The following is a 15,973-nucleotide window of genomic DNA, read 5'->3' as shown; positions in this document are numbered from 1 at the left end:
AATAATCAACAAAATTTACAATTCTGGTCAATTTATTAAACATTATTGTCTTTTTATATACTCATGAATTTCATCGTGCGTATATAAATAGCTGGCTTTACTGGTGTCGCAAGGAAAATCCGGCGCAAGCGGGGCAGAGTTCCGTACAATATCGCTTTGTTTTTGCTAAAAAGAAGAATAAGCATGTCCATACAATGGTTCCCCGGCCACATGAACGCCGCCCGCAAGAAGGCGGCGGAAACCATGGAAAACACCGATCTGGTGATAGAAGTGCAGGATGCCCGCATTCCACAAGCCTCTTGCAACCCCATGGTAGAGTCGCTGCGTACCTTTCGCCAGCGCCCCTGCCTGAAGATCTTGAACAAGTCTGACCTGGCTGATCCTAATGCTACCAAGGCATGGCTGGATTTTTATAACGCCCAAAAAGGTGTGTTCGCCGTCGCCCTGAGTTGCAAAAAACCGTCTGATGTTGCCAAAGTACCTGGCCTGGCTTTGAAGCTGGCCCCGCATCGCGGCGTGCCGACCAAGCCGCTACGCATGATGATCATGGGCATACCCAATGTCGGTAAATCGACCTTGATGAATGCCTTGCTCAAAAAACGTGTCGCCAATGTCGGTGATGAGCCGGCCGTGACCAAGACCCAGCAGCGCCTGTACCTGGGCAAGAACATGATCTTGACCGACACTCCCGGCATGCTGTGGCCCAAGATAGAACATCCTACTGACGGCCTGATGCTGGCAGCCAGCCATGCAGTCGGCGTGAACGCGCTGATCGAGGAAGAAATCGCGACCTTTCTGGCAGAGCAATTGCTGATTCATTATCCAAAATTCATCACTGCGCGCTACGGCTTTTCTGTAGAAGGTATTGATGCCGTTTCTGTCATTGAGGGCGTGGCCAAAAAACGTGGCTATAAGCTCAAAGGTGGCGACTGGGATTATGAAAAAGCTTCCCACACCCTGTTGCTTGATTACCGTAGTGGTGCATTGGGACGTGTGAGCCTGGAAACCCCGGCCAGCCGCGAACATTTACTGGCGACTTATGTGCCACCGATTTTGCTGGGGCAGGGCAAGAGCGTGCAGACTGGCATGGAGCCAGAGCAGGAAGAGGCCGAATGAGTATCGCCGCAGCATCACCTTTTGTATTGCGCGCTGATGCCGCAGGCATCACCACCCTGACACTGAACCGTGGCGAGCGTTTCAACCCTCTGTCAGAAGAAATGCTGACTGCCTTGCAAGCTGAATTCAAGGCCATTGCGCTTGATGACAGTGCGCGTGTTGTGGTTTTGGCTGCTGCTGGCAAGGCATTTTGCGCTGGACATGACCTTAAGCAAATGCAGGCCCATCCCTCAGAAGATTATTACAAGAACCTGTTCCAGCAGTGTAGCAAGCTCATGCTGGCTATCCAGAAACTACCTCAACCCGTGATCGCCCGTGTGCATGGTCTGGCGACCGCAGCGGGTTGTCAGTTGGTGGGCATGTGTGACCTGGCTGTGGCCAGCGACAATGCCAGTTTTGCCGTGTCAGGCGTCAATGTCGGCCTGTTCTGTTCTACACCCGCAGTCGCCTTGTCACGCAATGTCGCACGTAAACAAGCCATGGAAATGCTGTTGACGGGTGATTTTATTGATGCCCAGACGGCGATGCAGCGCGGGTTGATCAATCGTGTCGTCAGCACCGAGGAGCTTGATGCTTGCGTTGCTGAACTGGCCGCCAGCATCATCGCCAAGCCCGCGTTGGCGATCCGCATGGGCAAGCAGTTATTCTACAAGCAGCTGGAAATGGGTGTGGAAGCAGCCTATCAACTGGCCGGACAAACCATGGCTTGCAATATGCTGGATGATACTGCGCAAGAAGGTGTGCAGGCTTTTTTGGAAAAACGCAGGCCTGACTGGTCTTGATTATTGTTCTGGTTCTTTCGACCTGAGATGGTCAGCAATCACCGCACCAAGTGAACACCAGACACCAGCTACAAAGCAGGTATACAAGACCGTATATGAAGTGGGCAGTTGAGCAGGGTTGTCGCCATAGGCAAAACTGGCATAGGTATAGACCAGCGCTGTAGTGGCAATTCCCAGCAGATAGCCATGCATCATAGGCGATTTTTCAGCCAGATACCCCACCAGCAAGCCTGGCACCACATACTGTGCAAAGCCAAAAATGGCCATGAACAACTGGTTTCCCCATAAGCCCGTATCCGTATTCACCAGTGTTGCTGGTGCCATCGAAGCCTTCAGCAGCGCAATAAATACGAAATACAGCAGACCATACACAACGGTCGAGACAGCGATCGCCTGGGTGTTGGGTTTGGAAATAAAAGGGTGGAATGCCATAGGGGCAAGATTATACTCTTAGCTGCTGAAGAATTGGGCACAATTGAGCGTGTTTTATGCCATTCTTGAATAGCATGGTTTGCTGCCATTGAGCCGTAATCTCTTTAACGTCATTCCTGCGTGCTTTTGGCAGGAATCCAGTGGCGTTCTTTGTATACCGTAGCTTGAAATTAAATTGCCCTTCGTGGATACAAGCCGGGTCTAGGCCCGGCAGCCGAAATACGTTCTTTGCGTCGCCAAAGAACGCCAAAAAGGCGACCCAGGTATCGTCGCCCACTAAAGGGGGTACCCGTTTGTGCAATACAAAAAATAGGAAGATCCGAAACTCGCCTGCGGCTCAGACAGCGGCTCTTCTTAATCCATTTTCTGTACAGCACAAACGGCGCCGATACATGGGAACTGCAAAAGTCAAAAGCAACCCCAACGTCAAGAGCAACCCCAACGTCAAGAGCAACCCCAACGTCAAGAGCAACCCCAACGTCACTGCTGCCTTGGAGAATATTCTCTGGCTCGTAGCACAATGAGACTTTTTAAGCCCCAAACACCAAGCCTACCCAATCACCTTACGCGCAAACGACTCGAGGTAATCCATCAAACCATCCGCCGCCTTGGCTGCCTGTTCTTCATTGCCTTTGGCAATCGCCTTGGCGACCAGCATGTGGCAGCGGGCACCTTCTTCTATGTCGCCTTCGTGCTGGAAGGCGTACCAGAAGCGGCGGCATTTGATGATCAACGGGATCACTGCAGCGACGGCGGAAGGGTTGCGGCAGGCTTCGTGAACGACATGGTCCAAGGCCTGGTCGGCTGCCATATAGTCGTTGAGGTCATTGCGCTTGGCGGCGACCAGCATTTTGTCGGCGCATTCTACGATGTCTTTGCGGTGTTGCGGCGTAGCGCGGCGGGCGGCGCTGGCGCCGATCAGGCGTTCGATGACGCGGCGGGTTTCTATCAGCGTCATGTGTTCGGCGGCTTCGATGTCGCTGATGATCAGGCCGCGCCTGGGCATTTGCTGTATCAGGCCGTTTGATGACATGCGCATCAGGGCTTCGCGCAGCGGGGTGCGGCCCAGGCCGGTCCTTTCTACCAGTTCAGACTCAACTACCGGTGAGCCAGGTTTTAACTGCAACGTGACGATCATGCTTTCTATCGCGTCATAGGCAACATCGGCTGCGCGTAATTTGGGAGCGAAAGCGGGTATTTTTTCAGGAGTAGCAAGCATCAGATATCCATGTTCTGTATTTTGTATGGATTTTACCTATTCGAGTACGAATTTTACCTTGTAAAAAGCCAGTATTATCAAATTCTGCGCGTTTTTATAAAACTTTTGCACTTTTTTGACATATGGCAATATATTCCTGCCTTCAATTTTGCCATGGACTATCCTTATTTGCTGGTGATTTACGCAGAAATCGGCACAGGAGTAGATTCTAGACTGAATTATGGTTTAAGCTGCACATTTCAAATATAATTTAAATATATTTATAAATTAATTTAATTGCAACATATTCTTTTTTCTTATCGATGCTTCCTGCCTCTTATTTTGGCCCCTTATTTTTTCTACCCTACCTTGATGGAGTTGATCAATTGACGCTGCCCGCAATCCCCTTTCCAGCACAGGAAAAACGTCAGCAAATGGCCAGCCAGATGGCGAATGTTTTTTTTGCTGAAAGCCTGTTCGATGCCATGCCCGACATCGTGTTTTTTGTGAAGGACAATGAGGGGCGTTATCTGGTGGTTAATCACACGCTGGTCAGGCGTTGTGGTGTCAGGGACAAGGATGCCCTGATAGGCAAGAAGGCAGAAGAGGTGTTCCCATCCTCACTGGCAGCCAGCTATGCAACACAGGACACGTTGGTGCTGAGTGGCAAAAAAGAAATCCATGACCAGTTGGAGCTGCATCTGTACCCGAACCGCTCGCCGGGCTGGTGCCTGACACAAAAAATCCCCTTGCGTGATACCCGCCACAACATCATAGGCATGACAGGCATCTCACGCGACCTGGCCATGCCTGACCAGCGTCATCCCGTGTATGCCAAGATTGCTGCTGCGGTAAAACACCTGCATCAAAACTATACACAAACTATTGCCATGGCAGACTTGGTCAAGCTGACAGGTTTGTCGGTGGCGCAACTGGAGCGCAATTTTCACAAGATATTTTCCCTGACACCGAGGCAGATGATGGTCAAGATACGCCTCGATGCCGCCTCATCCTTGCTGGCCGAATCACAATTAAGCATTACTGATATCGCTGTTGCCTGTGGCTACCAGGACCACAGCGCGTTTTCGCGTATCTTTAAGGCAACAGTTGGCATGACGCCGAGTGAATACCGCGACGTAGTAGTGCGTAGCTAAATGCGGACAAATATTTCCTTTGGGTAATTGAATAGTCATCCAAATGACAATCTTTGACAAAGATGTGTTTTATTCTTTGGGCAATGCTTTTCGGAAATTTTGTTGAGCATTAACCAAATCACCCTTTGGCATCCAGCACAAAGGGAAAGAAAACACTGGAGACAATATGTTCGTAAAATTAAATCGCTGCAAAGCGATGGCTAGGCTTTTGCTTGTCAATTTGATGTTGTGCTGTAGTGTAACTGCCTATGCAGATGGGAATGACATCGTCATCGGTCAATCAACTGCATTGACCGGCATCCTGGCTGAACTGGGGGTTGCGCATTCCACCGGTGCCAAAGCCTACTTTGATTATGTGAATTCACAGGGTGGCGTGAATGGCCGCAAGATACGCCTGATTACCCTGGATGATGCATATGACGCCAAAAAGTCTCTTGCCAACGCAAAACAGTTGATAGAAAAAGAAAAAGCCGTAGCTCTGTTCGGCATGCTGGGCACACCCGCCAATACCGCCTTGCTGCCAGTGCTGGAAGAAGCCAATATCTTGAGCTTTGCCCCGGTGACCGGCGCTGACGTGGTACGCAAGCCATTTAACCGCCGCATCTTCAATATCCGCGCGGGTTACACGACAGAGACAGAAAAAATCATTGACCATCTGAACGTACGTGGCATCAAGAAGATAGGTGTGGTGGTACAGAACAATGCCTTTGGCAAGGAAGGCCTCGCTGGGATAGAACAGGCGATCGCCAAACATCAGTTGAAGCTGACGGCAACAGTCAGTATCAACAGCGATTCTTCTGACCTTGACAAGGCTGTCAGCGCCATGGAGGCGGCCGATGTACAGACCATTATCCTGATCACCGCAGGCAAGCCATCCAGTGATTTTATCCAGGCCTTCAATAAGAAGGTCAAGGGCATGCAGTATTTTGCGCTGTCGGTACTGGCGTCACAGGCTGGTATTACAGCACTGGGCAAGGATGGCGTGGGCGTCATCATTTCTCAGGTATTGCCTTTCCCTTACTCTGCCACGACAGCCCTGGTGCGTGAATATCAGAAGGTCATGGGCAAGATGAACGTCAAGGAATATTCTTATTTGGGTATAGAAGGTTTTCTGGATGCCAAGGTGTTTGTCGAGGCTATCAAGCGTGCCGGCAAGGATGTCAACAGTGAGCGCCTGATCACAGCATTAGAGGGTATGGGACGTACTGACTTTGATGGCTTTATCGTCAACTTTGGTAAGAATAACCACCAGGGCTCTGATTATGCAGAGCTGACGGTCGTATCCAAAGACGGGCGGTTTTTGCGTTAATGTTTTGCATTGCATGATATAGCAGCCTGATCCGGGTATTTTCCGAAATCAGGCTGCATATACATTTGCAAATACATTTATTAACGTATACCCCAGACAAAGGGGTCGCGTTCATCCAGTAGTAACTGTGCTTCTGCATTCACAAAAGCGCTGCCGCGCAAGCTGGGCAAAACCTTGCCATCTGCCGCATGACGATAGCTGGCTTCAAACACGCTGCCCAGTATGCTCTCTTGTCGCCAGACCTGGCCTTCTTTGAGTTTTTCATCCGCTGCCAGACAGGCCAGCTTGGCACTGGTGCCAGTGCCGCAGGGTGATCTGTCATAGGCTTTACCGGGGCAGAGTACAAAGTTCTGGCTATGGTTGTCCCTTGAAAGTGGTGGGCCAAATAATTCCACATGATCGATCAGTGCGCCGTTTTCACCGGTGATGCCCTGGTTTTCCAGTGACTGCCTGACGCGCCAGCTAAAGTCTGTCAATTGTTCTACATTCGACAGACGCAGGTCTTGCCCGTGTTGGTTGATCAAAAAGAACCAGTTGCCGCCCCAGGCAATGTCACCGCTGATCTGCCCATGTCCGGCCACATCGATTTGTACTGCATGGCGGTAGCGGTAGGCAGGCACATTGTGCACGGTTACGGTGTTGTCTGTATGCAGCTCTGCCTCAACGATACCGACCGGTGTTTCTATCCTGTGCTTGCCTGCCTTGATCTTGCCCTGATAGGCCAGGGTGACGATGAAGCCTATCATGCCGTGGCCGCACATACCCAGATAACCAACGTTATTGAAAAATATCACCCCAGCCGTGCAAGACGGGTCGTGCGGTGCACACGCCAGCGCGCCGACGATCACATCCGAGCCACGCGGTTCACAGACTGTGGCAGAGCGATAGTGATCAAATTTATCACGAAATAATTGTAGGCGGGTCGCCAGGTCACCTGTGCCCAGGTCCGGGCCGCCATCAACAATAATCCGGGTAGGTTCACCACCAGTATGCGAATCAATGACTGAGATTTTTTTCATGTTTTTTTGCCAGTATGGGATGAGTTTGCTGAATCAGGGTTTCCATGCACAAGCAAACCTGATTCATGAGGAAATGATGATCGACGTCAGCTTAGGTAAAAACGCTGCACCTGTCTTGACACAAATTCAGCAGACGTACGACGAAATCAGCATAGCCATGTTGGTAATATGATCCCGCACCCAGAGTGCAGATTTGCTAATCCACCTTGCCGGTATTGGCAAAATTTTTGTAACGCGTGATTTGCTCGCCCAGCATATTGTCTGCCATTGGTGCAATTTTTTCAAAACCGCCCAGCATATATCCACCTACGCTGTAGGTCAGGACCAATTTACTCAGCGTCTGGCTTTTTTCAGCAGGTTTTTGCGGGATGAGATCCCAACTCATGCTGCCAGCCAGGCCATGGGCCTGTAGAGGGCCGAGTGCGCCAGACATGCGCAAGGCTTTGCCAGGCGCAGCATGTACCACGCTCAAATGCTGTACGCCACCACCATTCGGGTATTTTTCACAGAAGCAGCCACCAGGCCTGGCGTCTATGCTCAGGTTCTTGGTGTTATGGGTATAGGTGTGTGACGGATTCCACCAGTTGCTGACGTTGACCAGCAACTCGTAGGCTTCTTCAGGTGGTATATTCAACAGCACTTCATGACGTATCTGGAAACCGTTGCTACTGACATTGATAACATCTGCCAGCGCTGGAGCACTCAGGCAGAGCAGTGCAGAGGTGGTAAAAATGCGCAAGTGAGAGTTCATGTGTCGCTCCTGTTTGGTGGATCATCAAATTCAAGTCGTGAATTTCTGACGCTGAAGCACTTTTTTGATGCATACAGATGGTAAAGTACGTTTCGCATTTTGACCATGCGATAATCTTCAGCCATGAGAGAAAATTGAACCTGTTGCATGAATCTGTATCCAGCCCACACTGAAAATGCCATGCCCAAAGAGATCAAGCAGCGCCTGATTGGCGGTTTGCTCATTTCTCTCGCCGTGCATATATTTATTTTGTGTTTGCAGTTTGGCTTGCCTGGCCTGGGTATGCCCGGCGTGGAAGCGCCGTGGAACAAACGCAGGGCCGAGTCCCCACAAATTACGGTACAGATTGCCAATTCAACACTAGCTAATAATGACAAGCCAGTTGCTGCCAGCGCTGCGGCTGAGTCGTCGGCACCAGTAGCGCCCATGACACCACTGACACCAATAACACCTGTCACCCTCAAGTCTGATCCTGCACCCGCATCCACTACTGTCGCAGTCAGCGTTAAAGAAAGTGGCGCAACTGCAAAAACCGAGAGCAAGGCTGCCACTTCTGGGATACACCTGGTTGCACCGCAAAAAGCGGCACCTGCTCCCGCACCGGTACAGACCAAAGTTGCCAGCAAGCCGCGCGCTCCCCAAAAAACCAAAGCCAACACGGCACCACCTTTGGCCCAACAGCGCAAAGTCATGGCGCCAGATGTGGCCCGTGTAATCACCCAGGATATAGCCCGTGAAGAGAGCTTTGCCATGGCTGTCCCTAATCCAGATGATCTGCCCAAAAAAGCCGATGCAGAACCCGACCCTAAGAAGCAATATGACAACGTAGCGCAAGAAGGTGTGGAGCAGGAAACACCGCAAGAAAAAGCTGCCAAAGAACAGGCAAGAGAACAAAAACGCAAAAAGCGTGAAGAACAGATGCGCAAGCAAGCCGAGGAACTCGCGCAGCAAAGCGATGCCAATGGCAAGGCAGAACTCCAGCAATTGAGCAAACAATTCGACGAAGAAAACCGCAAACTCGCCGATGAAGCCAGCCGCAAGGCGGCAGCAGCACTGGCCCTGCAAAAACAACTGGAAGCAGAAGAACAAAACCGCCGCGCCCAACGCGAAGCAGCCCAGGCTGAAGAAGGTAAACTGGCAGAGCAAAAACGCCAGGATGACAATAAGCGCCAAGAAGAAGAAAGACAGCAAAAATCCCAGCAACTGGCACAGGCACAGAAAGAACAGCAGCAAACAAAAGAACAACAACTAAAAGAAAAAGAGCAGCAAATCGCGCTGGAAGCGGAAAAACGCAAACAGGAAGAACAGCGCCAGCAAGCTGCGGTACGTCAAAAACAACAAGAAGAGCAAGTCGCCAGACAAAAGCAGGATGAACAATTAGCGAAACAAAAAGCCGAAGAGCTGGCTGCAAAACAAAAAGCAGACGAGCAGCGTGCCCAAGCACAAGCACAAGCACAAGCACAAGCACAAGCCCAAGCACAAGCACAAGCACAAGCACAAGCACAAGCACAAGCACAAGCACAAGCACAAGCACAAGCACAAGCACAAGCACAAGCACAAGCACAAGCACAAGCACAAGCACAAGCACAAGCACAAGCACAAGCTGCTGCCGCTGCCAAAGCTGCTGCCCAGGTCGCCGCCAATAACCAGTCTGCAAACTCAGGCATCAATCCTGGTGCAAACACCGGGCAGCAAAACAATGGCGCTGCCACCACGCCGGGCAATGGCAGCAATCAGGGGAATAAATCTGACCCGTTCAGCCTGCCTAAAAATATCACCGGTGGTGACCTTGCAAGCCGGGCCAGGGACCAGGCACGCGGGCTCGATGTCCTGCGTGGTACGCCGCCTTTGCCACGCAATGACGCAGAAGAAAAACCACGTCGCCGCAGCCTGTTTGGTAGCCAGGATAAGGATGTTCCCTTGCGTCTGTATATCGATAGCTGGAAACAAAAAATCGAACGCAATGGTAATCTGAATTATTCGCAAATTTCCAAAGACAGGGCGCGTGGTGACCCTGTCGTGGTGGTTTCCATACGCAGTGACGGTAGCGTCGAAGAAATCACTATCTTGCGTTCCAGCGGACGTGCCGACATCGATGAAGCAGTGCGCCGTATCGTCCGCGTGAATGCCAAATACGCTGCCTTCCCGCCGAATATCGCAGCTCAGTATGACGTCATAGAAATACGCCGTATCTGGAATTTTGACGACAATCTGAGATTGATCGAAGAACTGCGTTAGTTGTGTGAAGCATTCTGCCAGCTGGATTTTTATGATTCCATGCCGGGCCAGGTAAATTAATCATCACTCATGACAAAATTTAAAAACTATTCCAGCGTTTCCATCGTGTTGATTGCGCTCAGTGCTCTGGTTGCACTCACGTCCAGCTTTGGCGGGACGATAGAGAACCTGCGCATTCTTTTCATCACCGACCCGGATCATGCCGGGTTCGCCGATGTTTTATCGGGCCAGGTCTGGCGCTTGCTGACGCCTGCCTTCATCCATTTCGGTCCTATGCATCTGATCTTTAATTTACTGTGGGTATGGGATCTGGGCATCGTCATTGAAAACAGAAAAGGCCCTCGTTTTTATCTGGGCTTCTTTCTGGTCACTGCAGTTATTTCAAATATAGCGCAATACCTGCTCACAGATAATCCTTATTTCGGCGGTATGTCGGGCGTTATATATGGGTTATTTTCCTATGTCTGGATACGTGGCCGCTATGACCCCACCTTCAACGGTATCATGCGCAAAGCCACGGTGAATATGATGCTTGCCTGGTTTGTATTGTGCTGGACGGGCTTGCTTGGCCCTATCGCAAACTGGGCGCACACCATGGGTTTACTGGTTGGCGCTGCTTGGGCCTATATTGAGTGCAAGAAGCTGGGGCTGCATCAATCTTCTCTACCGTTACCAGCAAACGCGGCGCAGAACCTGCAATACTTTTCTACTGCCGATATCCTCAAGGCAGAATCATTAAGAGATTGGGTCAGACAGCAATACCTGCCAGAAGCAAGAACCCGGTTTGATACGATAGAAGGCAAGCTCAAAATCATTGAGGTGATCTTGCAGCAAAAGCCGGTAGAGGCGCGACCACCGCATGAAGTGCAGGCATTGGAATTAGTATTTGCTGATGCCCTGATACAAGAGACAGGTTTGAAATGGGCCGTGATTGATAATGATCAACAACGTATCTTTGTCATGACTACTGCAGGCGCGCCGATAGTCATTTTTTGCCCTGTTCCTGCCAGCAAAATCATGCAGGCAGTAATTGATACAAACAAAGATGCAAATCTGGCGGGATTGTTCAGAACCAGTGTGGAAACCATAAGGAAAAGTCAGCAGGCGCAAATTTAGACAATAAAAACCGGAGAACGCAAAAGTGCATACTGTCGTTGCGGACGTAGAAAAAAGCCAGCTACTTGTCGTCAACTGACTTTTTAATTTAAGGCAAGGTCGCAGGCTTTGCCAGATAGCTGGTCGAAAAAGTCTTGAACTGCCCGCCGTCGGTATTGATGGAAGTCTGGTTGACTTCACCGGTGCTGAACACCGCGCCTATCCCCCCCACTGCAACCATTTCAGATGCATGCGTTAAGAAGTAACGGACCTTGTTGTCGCGGTATTTACCTGACGAGCCGCCTATCTGAGTCGATGGCACACCGAGCGGGGTTTGCCACCACAGGACAGGCAATTGCAAGCCCTGATAATAGGTTTTAGCCAACGCAAAATGGTCCTTGAAATTAGGCGAAGTCAGATTCGATTCATCCCAATACCAGCCTGTGCCTGTACGTGAACAGTAAGACACTTGGGGCACGGTTTCAAAACAGCCTGCATCCCTGTCCAGGGTTTGCATAACGATGAAATCTGCCTTGTCGGCACCCAGCTTCAGCATATAAGACATGGCGGTCGAGTGCAGGTCTTCAAACAGGGCAGGGGGGAAGCCAACGTAGGCATTCGGCGCAATGGCGCGCGCCATCTGCATCAGGCACTGGCTGATACCAGCGACGCTATTCGGCTGGTTCGCGCAGTCAGGATTATTGTTGACCTGCGCTGGTACAGTGGCCGGGTCGGCGTTATTGGATATCCTTTGCGTATAACCCCAAAAGTCTGGCTCAAAATTGACCAGCACCGGTTTGCCATAGGTTTTGATCTGCTGGAACATCAGACGTACATTGTCCCAATAGCCTTTCATGAACGTCGTATTGGTCAGGCCGCTCAGATTACCGTCGCCATTACTGGCCATCTGGTACAAAGTGAACATGGGGATGGCACCCAGCTTGTCGGCATTTTGCGCAACGATCTGGACATAAGCACCAGAAGGGCTGTTCCAGGTTGGCCATGAGCCAGCACCGACGCCGACCAGGTATTGATCATAGATATCCGGTGTCATGTTTTGCTTTTGTACATCCGCCAGATCGGCACTGCCCAGACCCACCAGAAAACGCGTAGGCTTGCCGAGCTTGGCTGCCAGTGCTGCGGCTTTTTTCTCCAGCGTGACGACCGTCGTGCCAGTGCCTGTGCCCGTCGTAGTACCCGTACCTGTACCAGTGGTGGTTCCGGTACCAGTCGTTGTGCCTGTAGTAGTTCCGGTGCCTGTACCCGTGGTTGTGCCAGTAGTTGTTCCTGTCGTGCCAGTTGTGGTACCTGTAGTCGTGGTGCCGGTAGTTGTCGCTGCAGTCGAGCCACCGCCACCACCACCGCAGGCGCTGGTGGCCACAAGCAGGCTTGCTGCAAGGATAGTTGGGAGTTTCATAAGACTAGGAATAAAGTGTCAAAGGTTCTGTTCATGATAGACGATGCCTTTGCGACTTTGCCTGAAACCATTTCAAGCTTGCCGCTTAAATAACAATCCTTCACAATGTTGGCATGTCAGAACCCAAGCCCAAAAGAAAATCCTGCCCGCAATGCCTGCGCCCATCCACAGCCTGCATATGCAACTGGGTTTGCAGCATTGCCAATGCTCCCGAAGTATTACTGTTGCAACATCCCCTGGAAGTCAACAATGCCAAGGGCAGCGCACGCCTGCTGGACTTGTGCCTGCAAGATTCACGCATGGTGGAAGGCGAACAGTTTGATCAACAATTATTGACTGGCTTGCTGCAAGCTGGTGGCAAACAGGCTGTCTTGCTCTATCCTGCAACTACGCAAAATGATGCGCGAGACCTGCAATACGAAGCATCAGAATTTGTTGCGCAAGACCATGCATTGACGAACATACGCCTGGTAATCATCGATGCAACTTGGCGCAAAAGCCGCAAGATGCTGTATCTGAACCCGCCGCTGCAACAACTACCCCGCCTGAGCCTGCAAGACATGCCAGCCTCACACTACCGCATACGCAAGGCGCATGCCCCAGATCAGTTATCGACACTGGAGGCGGCTTGTTATGCATTGATGCAACTGGAGCAGGATGAGGGAAAATATCAGCTGCTGTTACAAGCTTTTGATGGGTTTGTGGGGCAGCAGATGGGGTTGATAGTTTTGAATAACTAAGGCGAATTTGATCTTGGTTCATGCCCTTAAGCCTGAAGTCATTATCTGAACTTCCGAGCTGATGACAGCAAGCAGTGGAAGACTCCAAAAATATCTTCCACCGCCGCACATATGTCTTATTCACCCATGTTTTACTTTGCTCAATTCTTACCACGAGCGTAAGCGACGCGGTGAGCGGATATTTTTGCTGGCCTTTGAATAATTATCAAGCCGGTGATTCAAATGTTCCTGGACTATCCGGTGTCGCACGCCATGCCGGTGTGCGTTCTTGTGTAGCATCAGAAAGTGCCTTGCTAACACCCGCCGCATTGTAATCCTTCAGATATCCCGGTGAGCCAGGTTGTTGGCGCCATGATTGCGCGATCGTGCCAGCATCGACGGCTGCAAATCCTATCTCTTCGACAAGCTGCATGACGCTTGCTTTAGCTTGTGTATTATCACCAGCGACTGCCAGCGCAACCCGCTCGGCGCGCTTATCAGCCGTACCCTTGTTGAGCAGGTGTTCAGCCAGTATGCTATTGAATACTTTGATAACCGGGCGTCCGATCTGCTGTTCAACCCAGGCGCTTTCTGTCATGCCTGCTTCGACTTCTGCAATCAGGCCATCGCGTTGCTGCGGATAATAGTTGCTGGTGTCAATGACAATCAAGTCCGCAGGCGCGTTGCGGAACAGGTCTTTGGGCAAGCTGGCGACAGCTGTCATGGGGATAGTGACAACCACGATCTCACTGCCCTGCACTGCTTGTGAGACCGTCACCGGATGGGCCCCCGTTTCATTTGCCAGATCAGCTAACGAAGATGGGCCGCGTGAGTTGGCCACCGCTACATTGTGTCCTGCCTTGGTGAATAAACGTGTCAGTGTGCCACCGATATTGCCCGAGCCAATAATGCCGATTTTACGCATGATTTCTTTCCTTGTTTAAGCTGCCCCTGGGGCAGAGAGGGTGATATTATTCCTTTCAGAATCACACATAAATAAGGGTTTTTGTATGTGTGTAACAACTGGGAGTGTGGAATGGACAGGCTTGCAAGCATGGCGGCTTTTGTCAAAACGGTGGAAGCCGGGTCCTTTGCTGCAGCCGCCAGCGCACTGGACATGTCGCCTCAAATGATCGCCAAGCATGTCAGTTGGCTGGAAACTCGTCTGGGCACGCGCCTGATCAACCGGACTACCCGGCGACAGAGCCTGACCGACATAGGCAAGGCTTATTACGATCGTTGCAAGACGGTGCTGGCCGATGCAGATTGGGCTGATTCGCTCGCCGACGAGGTGAAAGGTGCGCCGAAAGGGCGCTTGCGTATCAATGCACCGGTGTCATTTGGCACTTACGCGCTGACGCCTGTCATTGGCCGCTATTTGCGACAGTATCCGCAGATAGAAATTGATCTGGTGCTGAGTGACCGTTATGTTGATCTGGTGGATGAAGAATTTGAGGCCGTGTTTCGTATAGGCCGTTTGAGTGATTCCAGCTTCATTGCGCGCGAGCTTGCGCCGTTTCGCCTGGTCGCCTGTGCATCACCAGACTATCTCAAAGAAAGAGGCGTGCCCGCCACGCCGCTTGACCTCGAACAACACGAGTGTCTGGCTTATGCATCCAGCACAGGCCCCACTGCCAGCGAATGGCGCTTTATGCGCGGAGAAGAAAAATACCAGGCGGAGGTCAGGCACCGCTTGCAACTCAATGATGCAAAAGCATTGCTGGTTGCAGCCTTGAATGGAATAGGCGTGGCTTATGTTGCAGAGGACCTTGCGCGTGAAGATTTGCGCACCGGTCGTCTCGTTAAGATTTTGCCTGACTATGAAACACCATCACGGCCCGTGCATCTTATCTACCATCCTGACCGCAGGCAGACTCCCAAGCTGAAGAGTTTTATTGACACAGTAGTTAGCGAGCTTGGTATGTAGAGGTGGTTGAGTAATTAAGATAGAAACGGTGCGTATGGCGCACCCTACCGAACGTAGCCCAGTCCTTATCTTTCTATTGTCTTAATTAGCAAATCCTCTAATGAAAATCTTGTCCATTGGTGATTTAACTATTTTTCTTGGGTTTGCTATACCAAAGCGCATTCACAATAATCCAGCGGTCTTCAAATTTGCCCATATGGAAGTAATCGACAAACCACGGTGTTTCCAGGCGTACTGAGGCTGCTTTGTCTGTTACGTCCAGGACAGTACAGCTACGGCTCCATTCTGCCTTCGGTGTTTTAAGTGCGCCTGCTTTGGTCAGGTTGACCAGTTCTTCTTTGGACATGCGCCGCAGGCCGAGGCGCTCATCCGGCGTGTCGCCTATCACTGCACGCTTGGCCAGATCGGGATGCAGTGACCGGGCTACCCGTTTGGGATCCGCCTCCAGTTGGCCGTCAATATAGTCGTAGCAAGTGGCCTCGATGGCGGCAATGGTGGCAGCATCTGCGGTGGTTTGATTGCTGCCAGGGCCTGCGTAAAAGGTAGCGGCGATGAAAAGGGTCACAATGGACATGGCGTTGGGTTCCTGATTGAGTGCGGCTTTTTAAAGATCAAAGACGGAGTGACATAAAGAATGACATATTTGTCGATACCTTGGCAGGTATCTGCTTGCCTGACGCTTGATTGAGCAAAACCATCAATCTACCTTGACCCGGCATATTCATGTTGGTTCCTGGTATTTGTTCGCGATTCGTTCGCGTTGCTATCTTCAGGCAAAATTCACAGCTGCAAAAAAGCCCCGCAAAAGCGGGGCCC

General features: G+C 51.1%; 16 protein-coding genes. 9 read left to right on the top strand and 7 right to left on the bottom strand.

What is annotated here, in order from left to right; translation table 11 throughout:
- The first annotated feature begins 183 nt into the window (after positions 1 to 183).
- Entirely contained in the window at positions 184 to 1,116 is a 933-nt protein-coding gene (gene ylqF, locus ACO0LG_RS18945; RefSeq protein ID WP_423029114.1) for a ribosome biogenesis GTPase YlqF, read from the top strand.
- The gene (locus tag ACO0LG_RS18940; protein ID WP_423029113.1) at positions 1,113 to 1,898 is read left to right on the top strand and encodes an enoyl-CoA hydratase; all 786 of its coding nucleotides are present in this window, start codon (positions 1,113 to 1,115) and stop codon (positions 1,896 to 1,898) included. The genes ylqF and ACO0LG_RS18940 overlap by 4 nt, the downstream gene beginning before the upstream one ends.
- Here ACO0LG_RS18940 and ACO0LG_RS18935 read toward each other — a convergent pair whose 3' ends face one another.
- Positions 1,899 to 2,330: a hypothetical protein gene (locus tag ACO0LG_RS18935; RefSeq protein ID WP_423029112.1), complete on the bottom strand. Its 432-nt coding sequence runs from the start codon at positions 2,328 to 2,330 to the stop codon at positions 1,899 to 1,901.
- Between the two features lie 392 nt (positions 2,331 to 2,722).
- On the opposite strand from ACO0LG_RS18935, the gene ACO0LG_RS18930 reads away from it, so the two are divergent.
- Complete coding sequence (locus tag ACO0LG_RS18930; RefSeq protein ID WP_423029111.1) at positions 2,723 to 2,854, top strand: hypothetical protein; 132 nt, start codon at positions 2,723 to 2,725, stop codon at positions 2,852 to 2,854.
- A gap of 26 nt (positions 2,855 to 2,880) precedes the next feature.
- Here the strand turns inward: ACO0LG_RS18930 and ACO0LG_RS18925 are convergent, their stop codons facing one another.
- On the bottom strand, positions 2,881 to 3,549 hold the full coding sequence (locus ACO0LG_RS18925) for a GntR family transcriptional regulator (RefSeq protein ID WP_423029110.1): 669 nt from the start codon (positions 3,547 to 3,549) through the stop codon (positions 2,881 to 2,883).
- Between the two features lie 365 nt (positions 3,550 to 3,914).
- On the opposite strand from ACO0LG_RS18925, the gene ACO0LG_RS18920 reads away from it, so the two are divergent.
- Together ACO0LG_RS18920 and ACO0LG_RS18915 are read left to right on the top strand one after the other, a co-directional pair.
- A complete protein-coding gene (locus ACO0LG_RS18920) occupies positions 3,915 to 4,682 on the top strand; it encodes a helix-turn-helix domain-containing protein (RefSeq protein WP_423029109.1) in 768 nt (255 codons plus the stop codon).
- 166 nt (positions 4,683 to 4,848) lie between these two features.
- On the top strand, positions 4,849 to 5,991 hold the full coding sequence (locus ACO0LG_RS18915) for an ABC transporter substrate-binding protein (RefSeq protein WP_423029108.1): 1,143 nt from the start codon (positions 4,849 to 4,851) through the stop codon (positions 5,989 to 5,991).
- A gap of 80 nt (positions 5,992 to 6,071) precedes the next feature.
- On the opposite strand, the gene ACO0LG_RS18910 is transcribed toward ACO0LG_RS18915, so the two are convergent.
- Together ACO0LG_RS18910 and ACO0LG_RS18905 are read right to left on the bottom strand one after the other, a co-directional pair.
- Complete coding sequence (locus ACO0LG_RS18910) at positions 6,072 to 7,010, bottom strand: 4-hydroxyproline epimerase (RefSeq protein WP_423029107.1); 939 nt, start codon at positions 7,008 to 7,010, stop codon at positions 6,072 to 6,074.
- 196 nt (positions 7,011 to 7,206) lie between these two features.
- Positions 7,207 to 7,761 carry an SRPBCC family protein gene (locus ACO0LG_RS18905; RefSeq protein ID WP_423029106.1) on the bottom strand — a complete coding sequence of 185 codons (555 nt, stop codon included), beginning with the start codon at positions 7,759 to 7,761 and terminating at the stop codon, positions 7,207 to 7,209.
- Positions 7,762 to 7,908: 147 nt separating this feature from the next.
- On the opposite strand from ACO0LG_RS18905, the gene ACO0LG_RS18900 reads away from it, so the two are divergent.
- A complete protein-coding gene (locus ACO0LG_RS18900; protein WP_423029105.1) occupies positions 7,909 to 9,999 on the top strand; it encodes a TonB family protein in 2,091 nt (696 codons plus the stop codon).
- A gap of 69 nt (positions 10,000 to 10,068) precedes the next feature.
- Positions 10,069 to 11,115, top strand: coding sequence for a rhomboid family intramembrane serine protease (locus ACO0LG_RS18895; RefSeq protein ID WP_423029104.1), 1,047 nt, complete (start codon positions 10,069 to 10,071; stop codon positions 11,113 to 11,115).
- Between the two features lie 88 nt (positions 11,116 to 11,203).
- On the opposite strand, the gene ACO0LG_RS18890 is transcribed toward ACO0LG_RS18895, so the two are convergent.
- Positions 11,204 to 12,511, bottom strand: a complete 1,308-nt coding sequence (locus ACO0LG_RS18890) for a hypothetical protein (protein WP_423029103.1) — start codon at positions 12,509 to 12,511, stop codon at positions 11,204 to 11,206.
- 113 nt (positions 12,512 to 12,624) lie between these two features.
- On the opposite strand from ACO0LG_RS18890, the gene ACO0LG_RS18885 reads away from it, so the two are divergent.
- Complete coding sequence (locus tag ACO0LG_RS18885; protein WP_423029102.1) at positions 12,625 to 13,251, top strand: tRNA-uridine aminocarboxypropyltransferase; 627 nt, start codon at positions 12,625 to 12,627, stop codon at positions 13,249 to 13,251.
- Between the two features lie 205 nt (positions 13,252 to 13,456).
- On the opposite strand, the gene ACO0LG_RS18880 is transcribed toward ACO0LG_RS18885, so the two are convergent.
- Positions 13,457 to 14,155, bottom strand: a complete 699-nt coding sequence (locus tag ACO0LG_RS18880; protein ID WP_423029101.1) for an NADPH-dependent F420 reductase — start codon at positions 14,153 to 14,155, stop codon at positions 13,457 to 13,459.
- Between the two features lie 111 nt (positions 14,156 to 14,266).
- Here ACO0LG_RS18880 and ACO0LG_RS18875 point away from each other — a divergent pair, with 111 nt between their 5' ends.
- Positions 14,267 to 15,157 (top strand): LysR substrate-binding domain-containing protein, encoded by an 891-nt coding sequence (locus ACO0LG_RS18875; RefSeq protein WP_423029100.1) that lies wholly within the window; start codon positions 14,267 to 14,269, stop codon positions 15,155 to 15,157.
- Between the two features lie 124 nt (positions 15,158 to 15,281).
- Here the strand turns inward: ACO0LG_RS18875 and ACO0LG_RS18870 are convergent, their stop codons facing one another.
- Positions 15,282 to 15,731, bottom strand: a complete 450-nt coding sequence (locus ACO0LG_RS18870) for a nuclear transport factor 2 family protein (protein WP_423029099.1) — start codon at positions 15,729 to 15,731, stop codon at positions 15,282 to 15,284.
- Positions 15,732 to 15,973 lie beyond the last annotated feature (242 nt).

Origin of the sequence: Undibacterium sp. Ji42W, from assembly GCF_049340405.1 — a bacterium.
Taxonomy (GTDB): domain Bacteria; phylum Pseudomonadota; class Gammaproteobacteria; order Burkholderiales; family Burkholderiaceae_D; genus Undibacterium.
This window is presented reverse-complemented; position numbering and strand designations above follow the sequence as displayed.